The organism is Empedobacter sp. UBA3475 (genome assembly GCF_002378465.1).
GTDB classification, from domain to species: Bacteria; Bacteroidota; Bacteroidia; order Flavobacteriales; family Weeksellaceae; genus Empedobacter; species Empedobacter falsenii_B.
In genome coordinates this window covers 1-18,874 of sequence record NZ_DFRA01000060.1, presented here as the reverse complement: position 1 = coordinate 18,874, position 18,874 = coordinate 1, and the positions used below count along the sequence as shown (strand labels likewise).

General features: G+C 31.2%; 16 protein-coding genes and 1 pseudogene. 10 read left to right on the top strand and 7 right to left on the bottom strand.

Annotated features, from left to right (window positions below; genetic code table 11):
- Window positions 1-159 precede the first annotated feature (159 nt).
- A complete protein-coding gene (locus tag B3I31_RS12535; protein ID WP_291088099.1) occupies window positions 160-1,905 on the top strand; it encodes a hypothetical protein in 1,746 nt (581 codons plus the stop codon).
- Window positions 1,906-1,915: 10 nt separating this feature from the next.
- Complete coding sequence (locus B3I31_RS12530; protein ID WP_286496287.1) at window positions 1,916-5,296, top strand: DUF6443 domain-containing protein; 3,381 nt, start codon at window positions 1,916-1,918, stop codon at window positions 5,294-5,296.
- 444 nt (window positions 5,297-5,740) lie between these two features.
- On the opposite strand, the gene B3I31_RS12525 is transcribed toward B3I31_RS12530, so the two are convergent.
- The 3 genes from B3I31_RS12525 to B3I31_RS12515 are packed head-to-tail and all read right to left on the bottom strand — an operon-like array spanning window position 5,741 to window position 6,594.
- Entirely contained in the window at window positions 5,741-6,007 is a 267-nt protein-coding gene (locus B3I31_RS12525) for a Txe/YoeB family addiction module toxin (RefSeq protein ID WP_180905173.1), read from the bottom strand.
- 1 nt (window position 6,008) lies between these two features.
- Window positions 6,009-6,227 carry a DUF2683 family protein gene (locus tag B3I31_RS12520; RefSeq protein ID WP_180905172.1) on the bottom strand — a complete coding sequence of 73 codons (219 nt, stop codon included), beginning with the start codon at window positions 6,225-6,227 and terminating at the stop codon, window positions 6,009-6,011.
- Window positions 6,228-6,246: 19 nt separating this feature from the next.
- Window positions 6,247-6,594: a helix-turn-helix domain-containing protein gene (locus tag B3I31_RS12515; protein WP_180905171.1), complete on the bottom strand. Its 348-nt coding sequence runs from the start codon at window positions 6,592-6,594 to the stop codon at window positions 6,247-6,249.
- A gap of 180 nt (window positions 6,595-6,774) precedes the next feature.
- On the opposite strand from B3I31_RS12515, the gene B3I31_RS12510 reads away from it, so the two are divergent.
- From B3I31_RS12510 to B3I31_RS12480, 8 genes and pseudogenes are all read left to right on the top strand, one after another.
- Window positions 6,775-9,069 (top strand): CHC2 zinc finger domain-containing protein, encoded by a 2,295-nt coding sequence (locus B3I31_RS12510; protein WP_286496289.1) that lies wholly within the window; start codon window positions 6,775-6,777, stop codon window positions 9,067-9,069.
- A gap of 192 nt (window positions 9,070-9,261) precedes the next feature.
- Entirely contained in the window at window positions 9,262-10,113 is an 852-nt protein-coding gene (locus B3I31_RS12505; protein WP_180905169.1) for a tyrosine-type recombinase/integrase, read from the top strand.
- Window positions 10,091-10,945 (top strand): tyrosine-type recombinase/integrase, encoded by an 855-nt coding sequence (locus tag B3I31_RS12500; RefSeq protein WP_180905168.1) that lies wholly within the window; start codon window positions 10,091-10,093, stop codon window positions 10,943-10,945. Before B3I31_RS12505 ends, B3I31_RS12500 begins: the two co-directional genes overlap by 23 nt.
- Before the next feature lie 382 nt (window positions 10,946-11,327).
- Window positions 11,328-11,489, top strand: a pseudogene (locus B3I31_RS14650) (RHS repeat-associated core domain-containing protein); the annotation flags it as partial.
- A 93-nt stretch (window positions 11,490-11,582) separates the two neighbouring features.
- Window positions 11,583-12,200, top strand: a complete 618-nt coding sequence (locus B3I31_RS12495) for a hypothetical protein (RefSeq protein WP_286496290.1) — start codon at window positions 11,583-11,585, stop codon at window positions 12,198-12,200.
- Window positions 12,197-12,676: an immunity 26/phosphotriesterase HocA family protein gene (locus tag B3I31_RS12490; RefSeq protein ID WP_286496291.1), complete on the top strand. Its 480-nt coding sequence runs from the start codon at window positions 12,197-12,199 to the stop codon at window positions 12,674-12,676. Before B3I31_RS12495 ends, B3I31_RS12490 begins: the two co-directional genes overlap by 4 nt.
- A 305-nt stretch (window positions 12,677-12,981) precedes the next feature.
- Entirely contained in the window at window positions 12,982-13,818 is an 837-nt protein-coding gene (locus B3I31_RS14570; RefSeq protein WP_312350494.1) for an RHS repeat-associated core domain-containing protein, read from the top strand.
- A 9-nt stretch (window positions 13,819-13,827) separates the two neighbouring features.
- Window positions 13,828-14,193 (top strand): hypothetical protein, encoded by a 366-nt coding sequence (locus B3I31_RS12480; protein ID WP_280052132.1) that lies wholly within the window; start codon window positions 13,828-13,830, stop codon window positions 14,191-14,193.
- Window positions 14,194-14,713: 520 nt separating this feature from the next.
- Here the strand turns inward: B3I31_RS12480 and B3I31_RS12475 are convergent.
- From B3I31_RS12475 to B3I31_RS12465, 4 genes are all read right to left on the bottom strand, one after another.
- Complete coding sequence (locus B3I31_RS12475; RefSeq protein WP_286496292.1) at window positions 14,714-15,577, bottom strand: hypothetical protein; 864 nt, start codon at window positions 15,575-15,577, stop codon at window positions 14,714-14,716.
- A gap of 38 nt (window positions 15,578-15,615) precedes the next feature.
- A complete protein-coding gene (locus B3I31_RS14645) occupies window positions 15,616-15,744 on the bottom strand; it encodes a hypothetical protein (protein WP_409410988.1) in 129 nt (42 codons plus the stop codon).
- A 155-nt stretch (window positions 15,745-15,899) separates the two neighbouring features.
- Window positions 15,900-16,865 carry a hypothetical protein gene (locus B3I31_RS12470; protein ID WP_286496293.1) on the bottom strand — a complete coding sequence of 322 codons (966 nt, stop codon included), beginning with the start codon at window positions 16,863-16,865 and terminating at the stop codon, window positions 15,900-15,902.
- A 100-nt stretch (window positions 16,866-16,965) separates the two neighbouring features.
- A complete protein-coding gene (locus B3I31_RS12465; RefSeq protein WP_286496459.1) occupies window positions 16,966-17,550 on the bottom strand; it encodes a helix-turn-helix domain-containing protein in 585 nt (194 codons plus the stop codon).
- Between the last annotated feature and the right edge of the window lie 1,324 nt (window positions 17,551-18,874).

Genomic DNA, 18,874 nt, shown 5'->3' with positions numbered 1-18,874 from the left:
CTTTCGTTAGGATATCCAACTGAATTAGTTAACAAAGATGTTTTTTTAACAAACAATCTATATGTAGTTAAAAGGAATTGTGAACCTTACAGTAGTCAAAGTGATACACAAGTTTTTGAATTTATTAGTAATGGTCAAGATATTTCATTTGACTCATCAATGAATGTGAATAGATGTGATGGTGTAAACGTAAACGATTTTCATGATACATATAGTTTAACTATAGAAAATTTAACTACAAGCCAAACTATTTTAACATTTAATGGACGATATGATCGTTTTCTAAAAACTAATAATGGATTTGAGATGAATGGAGAAAATATTATTTCCCCTATAACAACTACAAATAACTCAAAATATAGAATTACTCTTAGTACAAATTCTATAGTTAACAATGTATCTGCTAATTTAACTTTAAAATACAATAAAACTGTTAATCAAGTTGAAGAGAATGTAAATTACAGTGGAGCAAGAATTAAATCTATCAAAGATTATAATGGAAATACTTTAGAGAATAGTAAAACTATATACTATAATAACATACAAAATTTAAACAATTTAAAAACAAGTTTAGTCCACGATTTTATATACAACCCTTGGAAATGTACCCCTTCTGCTGTATTTGCTATCAGTGGTAATAGTTCAGCAGAACATTTTAATTGTTATAATCGATTATATAGTACTGATAATTTTTCTGATATTTTTAATTCTACGATAGATCGTATTAAGTATAAATATATTACAAAAAATATTGAAAATAATGGCTTTATTGAGGAAGATTATAATATATCGGGTATTACCGATGATAGTCAGTCTTTAAATCAACACCCAATATATAATAGAAATTCATCTAATAACCAATGGAATGCCAATCAATTAATAAAATCTAAAACTTATAATTCAAACCAATCATTAATTAAAGAATCTAATAATGAATACGAAATTAAGAGTTCAACTAAATTTAATAATTACAATATAGAACCAGGAATATATCCTGTTACTAAAGAACGTTTAAGACCTGAATATAATACTGGTAAATATTATAATACACAAGATGGATGTTTCTCTTTATTTTGTGGAGTTCAAGGTGGAAATGCAGTAAGTCATTATTATAATTATGTCTTTAGTTCTAAATTAACAAAACAAACCACCAAAGAATACCTATCAAGTGGTACGGTTACAACAGAAACAAATTATAATTATGATAGTCCAAATCATTTACAATTAACAAAACAATCTACAACCAACAGCAAAGGTGAAACACTAACTGCTGAATACCAATACCCTTCAGATTTGATAAGTGGTTACGAACAAAGTCCGATAATGCAAGAAATGGTGAATCGTAATATGATTGCTACACCTGTTATTACAAAATCTAAAAATGGGTCTACTGTTTTATCTGAACAACGAACTTTGTATAAATATTTCCCTACAACAAACGGTAATCTAATTTTACCAGAATTTGTTTACGCTAAAAAAGGAGCTACAACAACAGCTGTAGACCGTAAAATTACCTACAACAGTTATGACAACCAAGGTAATCTAACACAATATACCTTAGAAAATGGACTTCCAGTTTCGATTATTTGGGGATATGGAGGACAATATCCAATTGCTAAATTAGAAGGCGTTGCTTTATCTCAAATTAATGCTGCAACGATCACAACGTTAAATACCAAAACAACAGATGCCGACTTGTTGGCTGCGATTACAACTTTACGTAATACCCATAAGGATGCTATGGTAACAGGGTATTTGTATAAACCATTAGTTGGAGTGACTCAAATTATACAACCAAATGGAGTAGCTGAAAAGTATAATTATGATGCTTCAAATCGTTTACAATCTATCGTAAATGATAAAGGAGAAACGCTTAAAACCTTCCAATACAACTATAAACCTTAATGCTAGATCTATGAAACACTTTTATGAAAAACTAATTTATAGTACTTTTTTAGCATTAGGAAGTACTTGTATTCAAGCCCAAACAACCACAGAAAATTTTATCAAAACACAAGAATGTTTAGATGCCACTTGTGTCACAAAAAAAGAAACAGTGGTTTATTTTGATGGATTAGGACGCGAAAAACAAGCTTTGCAAGTAGCAGGCTCGCCAACAGGAAAAACAATTGTCACACAAATAGAATATGATGGATTTGGTCGTCAAGCCAAAGAAAATTTACCCTTTCCAATTACAGCTGCCACCAATACAATTGTAAGCGCTGCAACTAATGGTAATACATTTTATTCCACTTTAACTGGAGATACCACGCCTTTTTCTGAGAAAACATTTGAAAATTCACCTTTAAATAGAGTACTAGCGCAAGCAGCACCTGGGAATTCTTGGAAAAAAGGAGCGAATGAAATTAAATTTGATTATGCAACTAATACTGATGCGGATAAAGTACAAAAGTTTGGAGTGACTTTATCTGCTGCATTTGTCCCAACTCTAACTTTAAGTGGAAATTATACAGCAGGAACTTTATATAAAACCATTACAACAGATGAAAATGGTCAACCTATCCAAGAGTTTAAAGACAAGGAAGGGAAAATTATTTTAAAACGAATTAATATACCTACAATAACTGGAACTACAAATTCATCAGGAAATCATGATACCTATTATGTGTATGATATTTATGGAAATCTGACCTATGTAATACCACCAAAATTAGTAGAAGTAGGAACAACAGTATTAGCTAATTATACAGCTAATTTGGCTGAATTAGGTTATCAATACCAATACGATGATAAAAATCGTTTAGTTGAAAAACAACTTCCTGGCAAAGGAAGAGAGTTTATGGTGTATGATAAATTGGATCGATTAGTTGCAACAAGAGATAGTCAAAATGAGTGGATATTCACAAAATATGATAAATTTAATCGAATTGTTTACACAGGAACTTTACCCACATCAGCTAGGGCTACGCTACAGTCAGCTTATAATACAGCAACAGTTTATCATGAAACAAGAGGAACATCTGGAGGATTAGCGAATAATGGAATCACAAATGGATTATATACCAATGTTGCCTATCCAACATCTTTTACAAAGATAACAACGATTAATTATTACGATGAGTATACAAATTTAGGTATAACTCCTTCTTCTATAGATGGACAAAGTGTCATAGGAGTAACAGATACCAAAACAAAAGGATTGGCTGTAGCAAGCTTTACTAATGTTTTAGGCACTACAACATGGGCTAAAAATTATACCTATTACGATGCAAAATATATTCGTCCTGTCGCAACCGCTTCTACAAACTATTTAGGTGGTTATACCAATACAGCCTCAAGTTTAGATTTTAGAGGAAAACCACTTAAAACAATCACAAAACACAAACAATTAGCAGCAAGTACAGAATTGACATTAACGGATGAATTTGTGTATTATCCAAATGAGTTATTAAAATCTCAAACGCATCAAATAAACAGTGGAGCGAAAGAATATATTGTACAGAATTCGTATAACGAAATCAATCAATTAACGTCTAAAAAGGTAGGAAATTCTGTAGCTACAACACCATTGCAAACGGTAGATTATAAGTACAATATAAGAGGTTGGATGACGGATATTAATAATGTAGATGTAACAGAAACAACAACTTATCGAGATTTATTTTCGTTTCGATTGAATTATGATAAGTTAACTCGAGTAACAAATAATACTGCTGTAAAAAAACTACACAATGGTAACATTGCAGAAATCATCTGGAAAACAATTGATTTTAATACAAGAAGCTATAGTTTTGAGTATGATGGATTAAATCGCCTGATGAATAGCATTTATCTAAAAAACACTAATGAGGCTATTAATGCATACAATGAAACAATCAAAGGTTACGATAAAAATGGGAATATTACAGGAATTATTCGAAATGGGAACAATGAGATAATCAATGCTCCAGTGATAGATAATTTGAGTTATGTGTACCAAACAAACTCGAACAAGCTATTAAGTGTAACCGATGCAACGACGTTAACAGAAGGTTTTAATGATGGGAATAAAGTAGGAAATGATTATGCTTACGATGTAAACGGAAATTTAACAGTAGATAAAAACAAAGGAATAACAAAAATTAGTTATAATTACTTAAATTTACCAACAGAAGTTCTTTGGAATGCATCTAAAAAGATTAATTACACGTACGATGCAAGTGGAGTTAAGTTAAGAAAAGTCGTAACAGATGGAGCTACAGTAACCACAACCGATTATTTAGGAGGTTTTCAGTACGTAAATAACAGTTTACAGTTTTTTCCAACAGCTGAGGGGTATGTGAATGTAACTGGAGGTACAACTTTTAATTATGTTTACAATTACACTGATCATCTTGGAAATGTACGATTGAGTTACCAAAAAGAAGCAAATGGTACGCTAAAAGTATTAGAAGAAAACAATTACTATCCGTTTGGGTTAAAGCATAAGGGATACAACAATACTAATCTTGCAAATACTAACTATAAGTACAAATACAACGGCAAAGAGTTACAAGAAGAATTAGGTCTTAATTGGACTGCTATGGACTTCAGAAATTATGATGCTTCAATAGGTAGATTTATGTCTCAGGATGGACTTGCTGAAGTAATGCCTGATTGGACTCCTTATCGTTTCTCTTTTAACAATCCAATTTATTTTTCTGATCCAACTGGCTTATTTGAACAAAATATTGAAACTTGCCCTACTTGTCCAAAAACTCCAGAATTTAAACCTTTTATTGATGATCCTAATAATGAATATGTTTATGATACTGAAACAAATACTGTAAGTGCAGTAATACAGCTAGCTGAAACTACTGTGACAAATAGTAATAAAAAAGAATCTAACACGAATAGTTATATACCTCAATATGAGTTTATTGATGGTATTTTAAATAATAAATATTATGATTTGACTTCTTTAGGTTTAGAACAAGGAATTGCCAAAACTACATCTTATTTAGATAAAGCTCTTAAAACTAAATCTACAGTTAATTTTACAATTTTAGATGAATATACTCGTCCTAGTTATAGAACATCACTTTTAAATTCAGCAATCAAAACTTCAAAAGTTGCATCAGCTGCAAAAGTTCTTAAAATATCAGGAAATGCTTTAGCTGGAGTAGGTGCTGTTGTATCAATTTATCAGTATGGCTCAGGTCAAATCTCTGGCACGGAGTTTACTGTAGATATGATAATGAGCGGTGTAGGTTTTTTAGGACCATTTGGTGCAGGAGCCTCCTTGATTTATTTTGGAGGTAAGGCAATATATGAATATTCATCAGGTAAGGATCTATTTGAAAAACCCACTCAATAATGAAAAAAATTTTAAACTACATCATATTCCACTTTATTGAATTCCAAAAAAAAGTAGGTAATCAAGATGTTTCAACATTTACAACATCAGTATTTTTCACAATAATGCTTTGGATGAATATTTTAACATTAATAAATTATATTCTAATGAAGAATCATTATCCTAATAAAAATTATATTATTCCAGTTATTTTATTTTGTTTAGGATTATTCTTAATTATAAATAACTATATAAGAAAAAAGCAGTATGAAGTTTATAATTTTCAATCCTCTTTTATAGGTTACCTATATTTGTTAATTTATATAACAATTAGCTTTGTATCGTTTGTATATAGTGTTGAATTACTAAAATCAAAATAATGGTAGTGTATCAGATGTGTTGCCGGAAAACAACCCAACATTCTCAATAAAGCAAAAGGCAAACGTTTGTTTGCCTTTTGTTATTTTATAAATAATGCCCAAAAGCAGAATGAATCGTTACAGTATTTTGCTCCACTTCATAGACAAGTCTGTGTTCTTGATTAATTCGTCTCGACCATAAACCAGATAAATTGTGTTTCAGTTGCTCTGGCTTTCCTGTTCCAGAGAAAGGATGTTCGGTCAGTTCCTCAAGAAGAACAAGCATCTTTTTAAGTACAGCTTTGTTACCAGCTTTCTTGTGACGCCCGATATCTTCGTTTGCTTTGTCGGTAAAATCTAAATCAAAAGCCATCTTATAAGCCTAAAAAATCTTTTAAATCCTCTTTTCTTACACGTGTAACTTTACCTTCTTTCGCTTGTTTTTGGCTTTCTTCAATTTTAGTTACAAACTCTTGGTTATAAGGACTTTCTTTTATCTCAAACTTTAATTTTAGAGCTTTAGCAAAGGCTTTCAAAGCTTTTGCTTGTTCAGATGTGTCGGGTTCAAAAATAAAAATATCTTGTGTTGCCATGATTTAATTTTTTAAGTAATTAAATTGCTAATTGTTTTTGCAGATTATTTTTTAAAATAAAAGCTTCTAATAAATCTTTGATTGTATTTTTTTGATTATCATTTAATTGTTGTGTTTCTGCAAATAAATTCAACAACTGATTATCCTGTAAAATAGCATCTGCTTTATTGTTTCCGTAAACTAATTCGTCTAAAGAAATTGACAAAATTTTCGCCATTTTTTCCGCTACTTCTAAAGATGGAATCGAAATATTTCTTTCGTATTTAGAAAGATTTGTCACGTGAACTCCAATCTTAGAAGCAAACACTTCTTGCGAAAAACCTTTTCCGCTTCTTAATTCTTTCAAGTTTTTTCCAAAATTTTCCATAGCAAATAAACTTTAAAACATACTGCGTATGTATTATATACTCTACAAAATTACAATTTAGTTAGTGAAATAACTAATTCAGTTGAAAAATAAAAAGCAAAAAGAATTTGTTTTAAAAATCAAAAACGCTAAGTTTGTAAGCGAAAACGATTAGTAAAAATTTTTTAATTATTTTTTCAAATGGAAATCCAAGAAATAAAATCTCGCTTATCATTATCTCAAATCCTACATCATTACGGATTAGAACCTAAGAACAATATGCTGAAATGTCCTTTTCATTCGGATAAGACGGCAAGTTTACAGGTTAATTTGGAGAAGAATTTTTACAATTGTCATGCGTGTTCCAAAACAGGCGATGTCATTCAGTTTGTGCAAGATTATGAGAAATTGAGCAAACACGAAGCACTAAACAAGTGTAAAAGTTTGGCTGGCGAAGAGCGTTTTGCGGTAAACGAACCAAACCGCATTCCTCAAATCGCAGACCATTCAGCGTTTCTACAAAAGATGTTTCTAAGTTTCCGTAAAGGATTATTATGCAGTGAACCCGCTCAAAACTATTGTCATTCCAGAGCGTTAAATGTGGATGAATTAGAAGTCGGTTTTAACTCGGGACAATTCCATCACGGGTCGAGAAAAGATGAAAATTTAATCAATCAATGCGTAGAAGTTGGACTTTTAATTCCCTACGGAACCAACAGTAGAACAGGCGGACAATCCTATAAACCATTCGGAAATAAATGCCTTGTTTTTCCATTAAAAAACTGCCACGGGCAGACCGTATCACTTTATTTTAGGTCAATTATAAAGAATTCTGAAGAAAAATTGCCTGCGGGTGCTACCCGCGCTCGTCATTATTATTTGAAAAATAGACAAGGTTTATATCCAAATTATCCAAGTCCAACAACCAAAAAACTAATTTTAACTGAAAGTATTATTGATGCAGCTTCATTACTTCAACTCTCACAACTTAAAACTCAATACTCAATACTTGCTTGTTTTGGAACAAACGGACTAACAAATGAGCTTCTAACTTCTATTCGCGAACTACAAGAATTGGAGGAAATTACATTCTGTTTTGATACAGATGAAGCGGGGCAAACAGCGACATTGAAGTATGCAAAATTACTTCAGACCATTCATCCAAAAGTAGCATTTTCTACGGTAGAATGGCTTGATAAAGACGTCAACGAAACCTTAACCGCTTACGATGAAGCGACGGTTTTAGGCTGTTTAGAGAAAAGAAAATCAATTGATTTTTCTTCTTCTACTCCTTCTTTTTCAATTGAAAAAGAAACTCCACCAACACCTCTGGAACAGCCAAAAATGACAACCGATTTATTTTTTCAGTTGAATGATTTAATCGAGAAAAGCGGAATTGTAGGCGAACAGGATAGCCGATTATTACTGTTTATCATTGCAAGTTCATACAAAACCAAACATCCACTCCACGCCATTGTACAAGGAAGTTCGGGCAGTGGAAAAACGCATTTAATCAGTAAAATAGCCGATTTAATGCCACAAGAAGATGTACTTCGTTTTACCCGAATTACCGAAAGTAGTTTGTACAATTGGGGCGAATATGAATTAGTCGGAAAGCTTCTAATTATCGAGGATTTAGACGGTTTAAAAGAAGAAGCCATGTTTGCCATGCGTGAATTAATCAGCAACCAACGTTTATCGAGTTCAGTTTCTATCAAGGATAAAAAAGGGAACATCAAAGCGGTTAAAAAGGAAGTTCGTGGCGTGTTTAGTTCACTGTCTGCTACCACAAAAAGCGAGATTTACGAAGATAATATGAGCCGTAGTTTTCTGTTAGCGGTGGATGAAAGTAAGGAACAATCTCGCCGAATTATCGCCTATCAAAATCAAAAATATGCAGGCGAAGTCAGTCATCAATCCGAAGAAAAAACCAAACATGATGTTCAACATATCATCCGAAATCTTGTCCCGTATCACGTGATTAATCCGTTTGCAACACGATTAGAATTACCCGAAGAAGTGCATAAAATCAGACGATTAAACGAAATGTTTCAAAGCATCGTTCGTCAAATTACCTTGATTAATCAGCAAAACAGACAATTGACAGATGATGGAAAATTAATCACACAGGTGGAAGATTTAAAGCAAGCAACGGAAGTTCTCTTTGAAAGTATTGTGTTGAAAGTCGATGAATTAGACGGGAGTTTGCGTCAGTTTTTTGAGAAACTCAAAGCCTATTTAGCTAAAAAAGCACACAAAGAAAATGGCAATGGATCTGAAATCGACTTTACTCAACGAGAAATCCGTTTGGCGTTTAACATGAGCAAAGCGCAGTGTTCACGCTACATGAACAGCTTAATTGAACTCGAATACTTAACCAGTAAATATGCAGGAAACTTGCGTAAAATTGCTTATCGAGTGGATTATTGGGATGATTACCAAAAGTTAAGGCAAACCATTAAAGAAAAGATTTTGAAGCAAATAGAACAGTTATGATACCCACTGAAACAATAGGGAACAATCTTGGAACAATTAATTTAGACTTAACTATCTGAAATCTAAAATCTAACATCTTAAATCTATCCCATTGTTCCATGTTCCAAAAGTAGCCAACCTCAAATCTAACGAAGTGATTCGTAAACACCATAAGAAACAATAAAAACCAATGTGAACAAAACCGTCATAGTTATGCAAGATATACTCGATGAATTTAGAACAGAATTACAGCAATTAGGTTATTGTAAAAACATAGTCGACAACTATCCTAAACACGTCAAAGCCCTGTTTGAGCATTCTCATCAACTCATCACAACCATTGAAAGTCATCATATTGAAGCTTTTTATTTTCATTTGAAAACGGTGATTAGTAGCCGTCGAAAAAAGCCATTAAGTAACAGTTATATTCATTCTCAACTCTTTGCGATTCGCTTGTTCTTTGCCTATTTATTGCGTACAAAACAACTCATCAAAACGCCTTACACGTTAAAAATCAAACGTTCAGCCTATAAAAGTCGAGCTGTTTTAAGTGTCGACCAAATTGCCCTACTCTACAGCAATTGTGAAACGTTGGACGAAACGATGATTTTAAACCTGTGTTACGGCTGTGGATTAAGGCGAACAGAAGTCGAAAAGTTGTCGGTAGAAGATATTCATTTGACTGAAAAACGTTTGTATGTTCGAAGTGGAAAAGGAAAAAAAAGACGTGTTATTCCGCTTACAACAAAGCTTGTAGAGGATTTTAAGTTGTACCTGATTACAACCAAAAAAAGACGAGAAAATGAATCCATTTTACTGCTTTATCCAAACGGAAAACCAATGAGCGGAAACAAGATTTACACTGTTTTTAGTGGTGTTTTAAAACGTTCGGGATTAGATAAACAAGGCTTTAGCTTGCACAATCTGCGCCATAGCATTGCCACACATTTACTTGAAAATGAAATGACCGTTGAAATGGTTCGGGATTTTTTAGGACATGATTTACTGCGTACCACACAGATTTACACAAAAATAAAACCGTATGACTTTAGAAAATTATCTTGAAAAACAGTTACATAAAAGCACTGTTAGCAATTATTTATATGAGATCAATCGGTTCAAAAAACACTTTCCAAATCACGAAAAATGCCACTATTCACAGCTGATGCACTACATCGGGATTTTACGAAATCGTTACCAACCCAAAACCATTAAACGTGTGGTCTATGCCCTCAAAAAATACTATGATTATCTGATTGAAATAGAGGTCAGAAAAGATAATCCTGCACACTTTATCAAGCTTCGGGATGCAAAACCAACAGCCGTACAATTACAGGATTTATGGACGGATAAAGAACTGAAAACCTTACTTGAACCACGAAAAGAACGTTATCCTATTTTAGCCAAACGCAATCAAATTATACTGAGTTTATTCGTTCATCAAGCCGTTTTGGTCAAGGAAATTACCCAAATTCTACTCGAAGATATCGACCTCGAAAAAGCAGAAATTTACATCCGAGAAACAGGTATGACCAACAGTAGAACCTTGCCCTTAAAAGCAGAACAAATCCTTTTATTTTATCAGTATTTACAGGAAGATCGACCAGAATTAGAGCGAATAAAACAACCGTATTTTATTCTCAATAAATTAGGAAGTCCAACCACCGCAGACGACATCAATTACCTGTTATCGACTTATCAAAAAGGAGTTGATAAGCGATTAACTTCAGTTAAAATCAGACAAAGTGTGATTACTAATTTACTCAGTCAAGGGCATAATTTACGGGCAGTTCAGCTGTTTTGTGGGCATAAATTTCTGGACACAACCGAGAAATACAAACAATCCGGAATCAAAGCCTTACAAGATGCTATCGACAAGCATCATCCTTTACAATAGTTCTTTTTCTTTCAATTGAAAAAAAACACAACGAAACAAGCCATTTTTCGGGGTTATTTTGGCTATTTGCGGAGCGAAAACATAAAATAAATTATGGGCTGTAACGCCTATAATGAACGGAATTTTATGTTAAATAGCTTACCTTGTTTTTTGCTGCCGTAAATGAACGGGGAGCGCGGAGTGAATGTCTGTTTGTATCAAAAAGCAGGACAGCAAAAAAGAAGGGAAAAATAAAAACCGAAAAATGGCTTGGCTTATCCTATAAAAAATCTTTTTTTTCAATTGAAATTTATTATATTTGAGTGATAATGAAGCGTTCATTAAAAACTGAAGAAGTGTTGGAAATTTGAAGTGTATAGGGATGTAGGAATACAAATACAATGGGCAAGAGTTACAAGATGAACTTGGCTTAAATTGGTATAACTACAGATATCGCAACTACGATCCAACTATCGGACGCTTCTTTGGTGTTGACCCTATTTCAGAAGACTACTACAATATTAGTACTTACCAATTTGCTCATAACAATCCTGTCTGGAAAATTGAGATTGAAGGTTTAGAAGGAGCTCCTACTACAAATCAAGATATTCAAAGCTACGCAGGAAATAATAGGGATCCAGAATTAGAACTTATTGAAATGACTGCAGGAAGTATAAATTCAGTACGAGCATCATTTTCAAATTTAGTTGTAAGAGGAATCAATGTTTTTACAAATAATAGTATAAATAAAAAGTATGAAGTAGAAAACGGAGCGTTAGTCTTGTACAAAGATGTACCTAAAGAGTCTACTGGAGAAAAAATAATTAATACAGTAGGAGATATTGCTACATTAGCATTGACGGCTATAGGGGGAGTAGAAGGAACATTGACTGCACAAGGAGGTAAATCTGTTTTAACCAATACTGTTAATGATGTTAAACAAAAAGTTGTAAAGACATATCAAACTTATACTAAAACAAATATAAAGACTGGTGAAGTATACACTGGTAGAACTAGTGGTACAGGAACAGCTCTTGAGAATGTAGCAAAAAGAGATAAAAACCATCATATGAATGATAAAGGTTTTGGTCCAGCTGTTTTAGATAACTCTTCTACTAATAAGAATGCAATTAGAGGTAGAGAACAATATCTTATAAAAATTAATGGGGGAGCTAAATCTCAAGGGGGAACTTCAGGTAATGCTATTAACGGTATAAGTCCAAATAATAAGAATAGAACAAAATATTTAAACGCAGCGAAAGTTTTTGGTTTATGAAAAAACAAAGAATAACAAAAGGTAGTATATTAGAAATACCTATTGATAATAAATATTATATATATGCTCAAATTTTAGAAAAATCAAGTTATGTATTTTTCGATTTTATATCTAAAGAGCAAATATCAGATTTTGAATTACTAAATGAAAAACCAATTTTATTTATTATCTCTGTTTATGATCAAGTTGTTACAAGAGGAGAATGGCTTAAAGTAGGGAAAATAAACATAAGAAAAGAATTGGAGGTTTTACCAATGTTCTTTATTCAAGATCCAATAAATAAAGAAAAATTTAGGATTTATGATGCAAATACAGGAGAAATAGTTCCAGCAACAAAAAGAGAAATCATAGGGTTAGAAAGAGCATCTGTTTGGAATAAAACCCATGTTGAAGATAGAATAAGAGATTTTTATAATAAGGTGCCTTGCGTATGGTTAGAAGAGGACAGAAAGTTATTTAATAGAGAGCTTCCTTAGGTAGTTTTCCAGATGTGTTTTTATCACACAACTTACTAATTCACAATAAAACAAAAGGCAAACAAATGTTTGCCTTTTGTTATTTTATAAAGTAGCTAGATTTTTAACGTATAATTTTTTAAATTTATCGACATAAGTTCTTTGAGTTTGTTTTAGAAGAAAACAATTATTATCCATTTGGGTTAAAACATAGTGGATACAACAATACCAATCTTGCAAATGCTAACTATAAGTACAAATACAATGATTATGGAGAAAAAAGTTTTGAGTAAACTTTTGACGAACATAGCGCACGAAGTGCTGAACTGCAAGAGGAATTAAGCTTAAATTTATACGATTACGGAGCGCGTAATTACGAACCTGCGATTGGACGTTGGATGAATATAGATCCGTTGGCGGAGAAAATGAGACGTCACTCGTCTTACAACTACGCTTTTAATAATCCTGTATTCTTTATAGATCCTGATGGGATGATGGCGGAACCGCCAACAGGATGGGCAAGCGATTGGGAAGATGAAACAGGAAAGTACGTATATAATGAACAAAATCAATTACATAGTCGTTATGTTAACGGGGAGTTTGAAGGTTTTTATGACTCTGGAGAAATAAGTCTAGAAACAGCGGTAGTATCGGCAAAAACTGAAGGCTTTACAGCTTCAGCTTTAAGAGCATATGACAAAAGTTATAATCCTGATTATAGTCCGTATAATCCTGACGCTGTTACTATGGGAACAGGAATAACTATTACTGGGAATAAAGGGACTAGTTATACATTTGAAGCTGGAGTTATTTTTGCTCCTGGCGATATAGGATTATATTTTAATTCTGGAATGGGAGTTGGGACAACACCTGGAATAGGCGTTCCTGGTTTAAATGTAGGGTTTCATGATCGAAGAGAAAATAATATAGAAAGAGATATGCTTAAAAATATAGCTGGTACTTCTGCTTCTGCAACTATTGATGGCTCAATTATGGGATACACTATTGGTCACAGTTTAAATGAAAAAGGTGGTATAGATAATAAAGGAACTATAAATAACACATTAACATTAGGAGACGGTAAATTTTTAGGTATTGGAGCAGGAGCCTCTGTATCTAAATCTTACACATTTTCTATAATAACAGGTAAAGTATATAATTAAACTTTGATTATGAGAAACCTTATTATTTTTACTCTATTTTTTTTTCTTAATTCATGTAAAATTGATTTTACCAATGGACAAGAACAATACGAATTAGATTATTCAGTAAACATTATTTCGAATAAAAGTTATAAAGAAGATAGAATTAAATCAGCTTTTTTCACAATTATCGGAAAAAATCCCGATACAAATAAAATTGATACGTTTGAGGATGGCAGATGGTTTTCTAACGTAAGTGATTCTATTGAAAAAGGTGATACTCTTTATAAAGTAAAAGGAGCGAATTTTTTTTTAATAAAAAAGAAAAATAATATTTTAAAAATAAATTCTAAAATTAATACAAATGGAGAAATGATAGAAGTTTTAAAAAGATAGAATCAAGGATATTATTTAAAAATGGGTAGTGTATAAAAAGTGTTGTTATTTCATAATACATTAATTACAAATAAAAATTCACAATAAAGTAAAAGGCAAACGTTAGTTTGCCTTTTGTTATTTTATAAAATAACATCAAATTATATCGTTTAACGCAAAAAATAACATCTAAATAAAGTTGTGTTTTTACTTATCTTCTTCGATAATCCTTCGACCGTTGTTCGATAAAACATACTTTTTCTCGAACCATTGTCGAAGGATACTCGAACAAACCCCGAAGAAATAGGCTATTTTGTCCTTCAAAAAAATAGACGATAAAATAAGAGGTATACCTTGTTGTGAAAAAATAAACTACCTCACTAAAATCGTTTTTAAAAGAGGTTATATATTTTACTTGTATCCAAAATATCAAGATGTGCAACAGTTAAGGTTGTTATCAGCTGGTGTTCGTTCTTTAGTGTTTGTAAAACTATATTGAGCTTTAGTTTTCTATTTATTAAGTAATTGATTTTTTAGCTTATTATTGAGGTTTGTTGTTTGTTAATTGATAGATTGCAGCTTTCAAAACTTGCCAACAAATTCTTGCTGTATGTTCGTCAGGATTAAATCTTGAATTAACTTGTTCGTAAGGATGAATATAATTTCTAAAGTCTCGCAAGGAATGACTGAATTTCTTTACATCTTCTTTTAAAATGCCAATGTCATGTGCTGTGTCAATAAAATTGTTTAGTGTCCATTCGTGATATGGCTTTACTTTCCCGCTTTGATCTTTAGGTGAAGTTTTCGATTGATTAAATTCTTTCGGATATTTTGATGCAATTCCTAAGAGTATTCCTTCAAGTGAACTTCCTGAAAGGAAAATCACAGACATTGGTGCTTTTACATTTAAACATTTCTTTATTTCGTTAAATCTGATATTCAACGTTTCTGTGATGATGTTGTCAAGTCCCAATTTGTCTAAAGAAATATTGCTAAACTCTTTTTGCAAAAAATCATCTTCTTTTACGTCAACCTTTTCTTCAAATATTATTTTGCCAGCTTTGGCAAATGTTATCTCAGTTTCCTTTCTAAGAACCTGCCAACCGTCAAAAGCTAGATATTGATTGAAGTCTGCAATTGACTTGTCCAATTCTCCAAACCTTCCAATAAAATTGACTGGTGCAAAAAGTTTTCGAATACATTTATCTAACTCTGGTGTTCCGTTAATTTTAGATAGTTTTGCGTCTGTATAAATCCATCTTGAAGGAAAACCTTCATCTCTGTTGTAACTATCGTTTTCTCCTAAACTATTAAAGAATTCAACAAGTTTAGGTCCTGAGCGATATTCAGTTTCCTCGTTGATTAAATTTCTTAATTTCTCTAATGTCTTTTGTTGCAGTTGCATAATCTTATTACAATTTTGTTCTTAGTTTTACCATTTCTTCAACGATTTGATTCATTATTATATTTATTAAAATCAAAATCTAAAAGAATTTTGGGATGAACATTTAAAGCTTTAGCTATTCGGATTAAATTACGTATAGTTAAGTTTCCTTTTTCATACTTATTAATATCGCTTGAATCAATTCCGCTTAAGTATTCTAAATAATCTAAAGTTTGATTTTTTTTTCTCTAAGATATGAAATTTGATTTCCTATTTCAATTAAAAACTCATATGTTATATCCATTTCTACAGTATTTCAAAGCAAATTATAATAGTTTATAATTTATAAATCTTCTATTATTACTTCCTTTTTTCCAGAAATATATTTCCATACATTTAATAAGTCATATGAAGTAACTTTGATATTACCATTAGCATCGTACTTACGTTTAATTTCTAAGTTACATATGAATTTTGACCCTTTCTTAAATTTGATTCTTCCAGACTGAACTTCTGATTTAAAAATATTTGATTTCATATTAATTGTAATATCTTCTCCATTAAGCTTTCCTTTCCATTTATAAGGTTTATCCTTATCTAACACAGGAGAAATAATTTCGATCTCAGCTTGTTTATCTATTATAGAATTTAATTCCGGTGTATCTACAATAAAGTTTTTGAATAACTCTTTTTTAACTATTTGTTCTTCATTGTTTGATTCATTATTAATAAAATTATTAAAACCTATTTTTTTAACTTTTTTGATTTTGTTTACTTCCTTGTAAAAGTTTGATCTTGAGGTAATAATTTTTAAATTATCTTGTAAATTATTTGACTTTTCTTCAATCTTTTTTGTGTTTAATAGTAAATCTTCTTTTCTTTTTTCTAATTCTAGTTTTTTATTTTCTACGTCAATATTTTTCTCTTCTAGTTCTAATTTTTTTATTTCAAAATCAATTTGATCACTCTCTTTCTCAATTTTAGTTTTGAAAAAATTATCAAATAATTTTTTTGCAGGATTAGCTAATAAAAAACTTGCACATCCTGTTAAAGTTTCAGATAAATATGGAAATGCTTTAAGAGATTCTTCAATAACAGTGATATAAGTTTCAAATCCTCCTTCTTTTGCAGGTTCTATTTCAATTTTATGTATTATTTTAAAAGTACTTGATATTGTCTTAATAATATCTAATACATTTTTTAAGTTAGAAAGATATACTTCAGCATCAATACTATGTGATCCATCCGAAAAATAATAATGAATTTCTAATTTAGTTTTCTTATTTTCAGTAGTGTTATTAATAATCATAATAATTTATTCAAGTGTTTCTTATAATTCCTATTTTCTTAAAATTAAATTAGTAAAGAGAGAAATAATTTTATTAAAGGTTATTAAATCCTTTAATAATCTATTTAGAGTCCAATAATAATTTTAGTTTTTCGGTGCTCATATTTGTATATTTTTCAGCATATTTTTTTTCAATAAAAATACTTTCATTCCCATATTTTTGTTTAAGCTGTATTATTAATGTATTTCTAGGTTCTTTTCTTAAAAGATTTGTAATACTAGTTGAGCTTTTTTTCTGAGCATCAGAATTCATTAAGGATAGAAGAATTTTTGAAGTAATAGGTTTATTTAAAATACCTTCATTTATTAAACGATCAAGTTCTACTGCAAGAATATTAGATTTATCACGGATAATAGAGCCTTTTTTCTGTCTTTCTTTAATTATTTTAATAGTTAATTCAGGAAGACTACTTTTTGAAGGTAATTTAAATTTTGGATTTGCAAAATCGTAATATGTAAGACCGAATACAGATGCAATATTAATCATCTTGTTAATATTTAAGCCAACTTCACCATTAATGATACTTCTAATATTGGTAGAGTTTGAATCAATTAATTTAGCTAAATCACCTTCTGTAAGATTATAATAGATTAAGAATTTAGAAACTCTTTTTCCATATTCTTTTTGATAAAATTCTTTATTCATATCAAAATAGATTAATTTATTTTGTTTTATCTATTTTTATTTATATATTTGTTTATGAAAACAATAGCGACAGAAAAAAAGTAAATTATAAGTTACTTTAGACGATGTCACTCGTTCGAAATCCGCCAGATTGCCACGAGTTGACCGAGAGTTTGCCTATTGCTGGAATTTTGTAACTTTGCTAAATATTCCAGTAGGGCACTCCTCGTTAACTTTTAGGCAACTCTGACTTGTTCAGAGACGGTTTCTGGCGGAACCACGAGTAAAAGTTGAGGGTGCTCTATCTGGTATTTTACCATATAATTCCTCTACTTTGTAAGTACATCGTTCCATAAAACCCAACACAAAATGAGAACGAAACAATTTCCATTCATCCGTAAAAAACCACCAGACAAAGTCTGTTTGTTTTTTCCATTCTTTTAAAGAACAATACTCCGTATTTATAACATTTTTAAAACACGGATCGTAAAGTAAAGGGCTATCCTTTCTTTACACGCTCTCTATCAGAGCCTCGGTAAGGAGACTTTGAAAGCATTCGTTTTATCTTTTTTATTCGCACACTAAATGTAAAGCGTTTCATGTCATTTTCCAAATTTATTGGGCTCTGCTACCTATTATTTAGATGTGAGATGTGAGATTTTAGTATTGAGAGAATTCAATTATGTACAGATTAGATTTCTTGAAATGACAGAATATTAGAAAATAAAGTGTTAAAAAGTGTTAAATTCCTGTATCGGTGTATATCCAAAATGACACTTTTCTGTATCGGTTGTGTATCCGCGCTGTATCCATTCTGTATCCATTGTATATGCGTTCCGTATGGTTTGTTCGTGGTTCGTGTATCGGAAGGGATAGGATTTTTGATTTACGAGGTGGGATTTAGGATGTAAAAATTACAGATTAAATGTTAGATATGAGAATTGAGATTTTAGAGTTGTAAAATGTAGTATGTATTTGAAAAAGGATGTAGAAACCGTCATATGATTTGGAGGCGAGTGTCAAAAAGCTGAGGTAAATGGTTAAAATGTTTTACTGTTTGCGTAGCAAATGATTTAAAACATTGAATGGCTGAAACTTATTTTGACCGTCGAAAATCAAAGACAAGAGTTTTTTGATTACTTTTTTGCTCATTTCCCCGTAGGGCATATGAATTCCGATAATTAAAATAGATAAGCTATGAATAAAAAAGTGATAGAAAGAATTTTACATTCTTTTTTTCCTTGATGAAAAAACATTTGAAATTAAAAGGAGAAGCTCCTGTGGAGCTTAGGTAAAATTGTTACAAGTTGATTAATAATTATATGTTCATTTTTGTCTTGACACA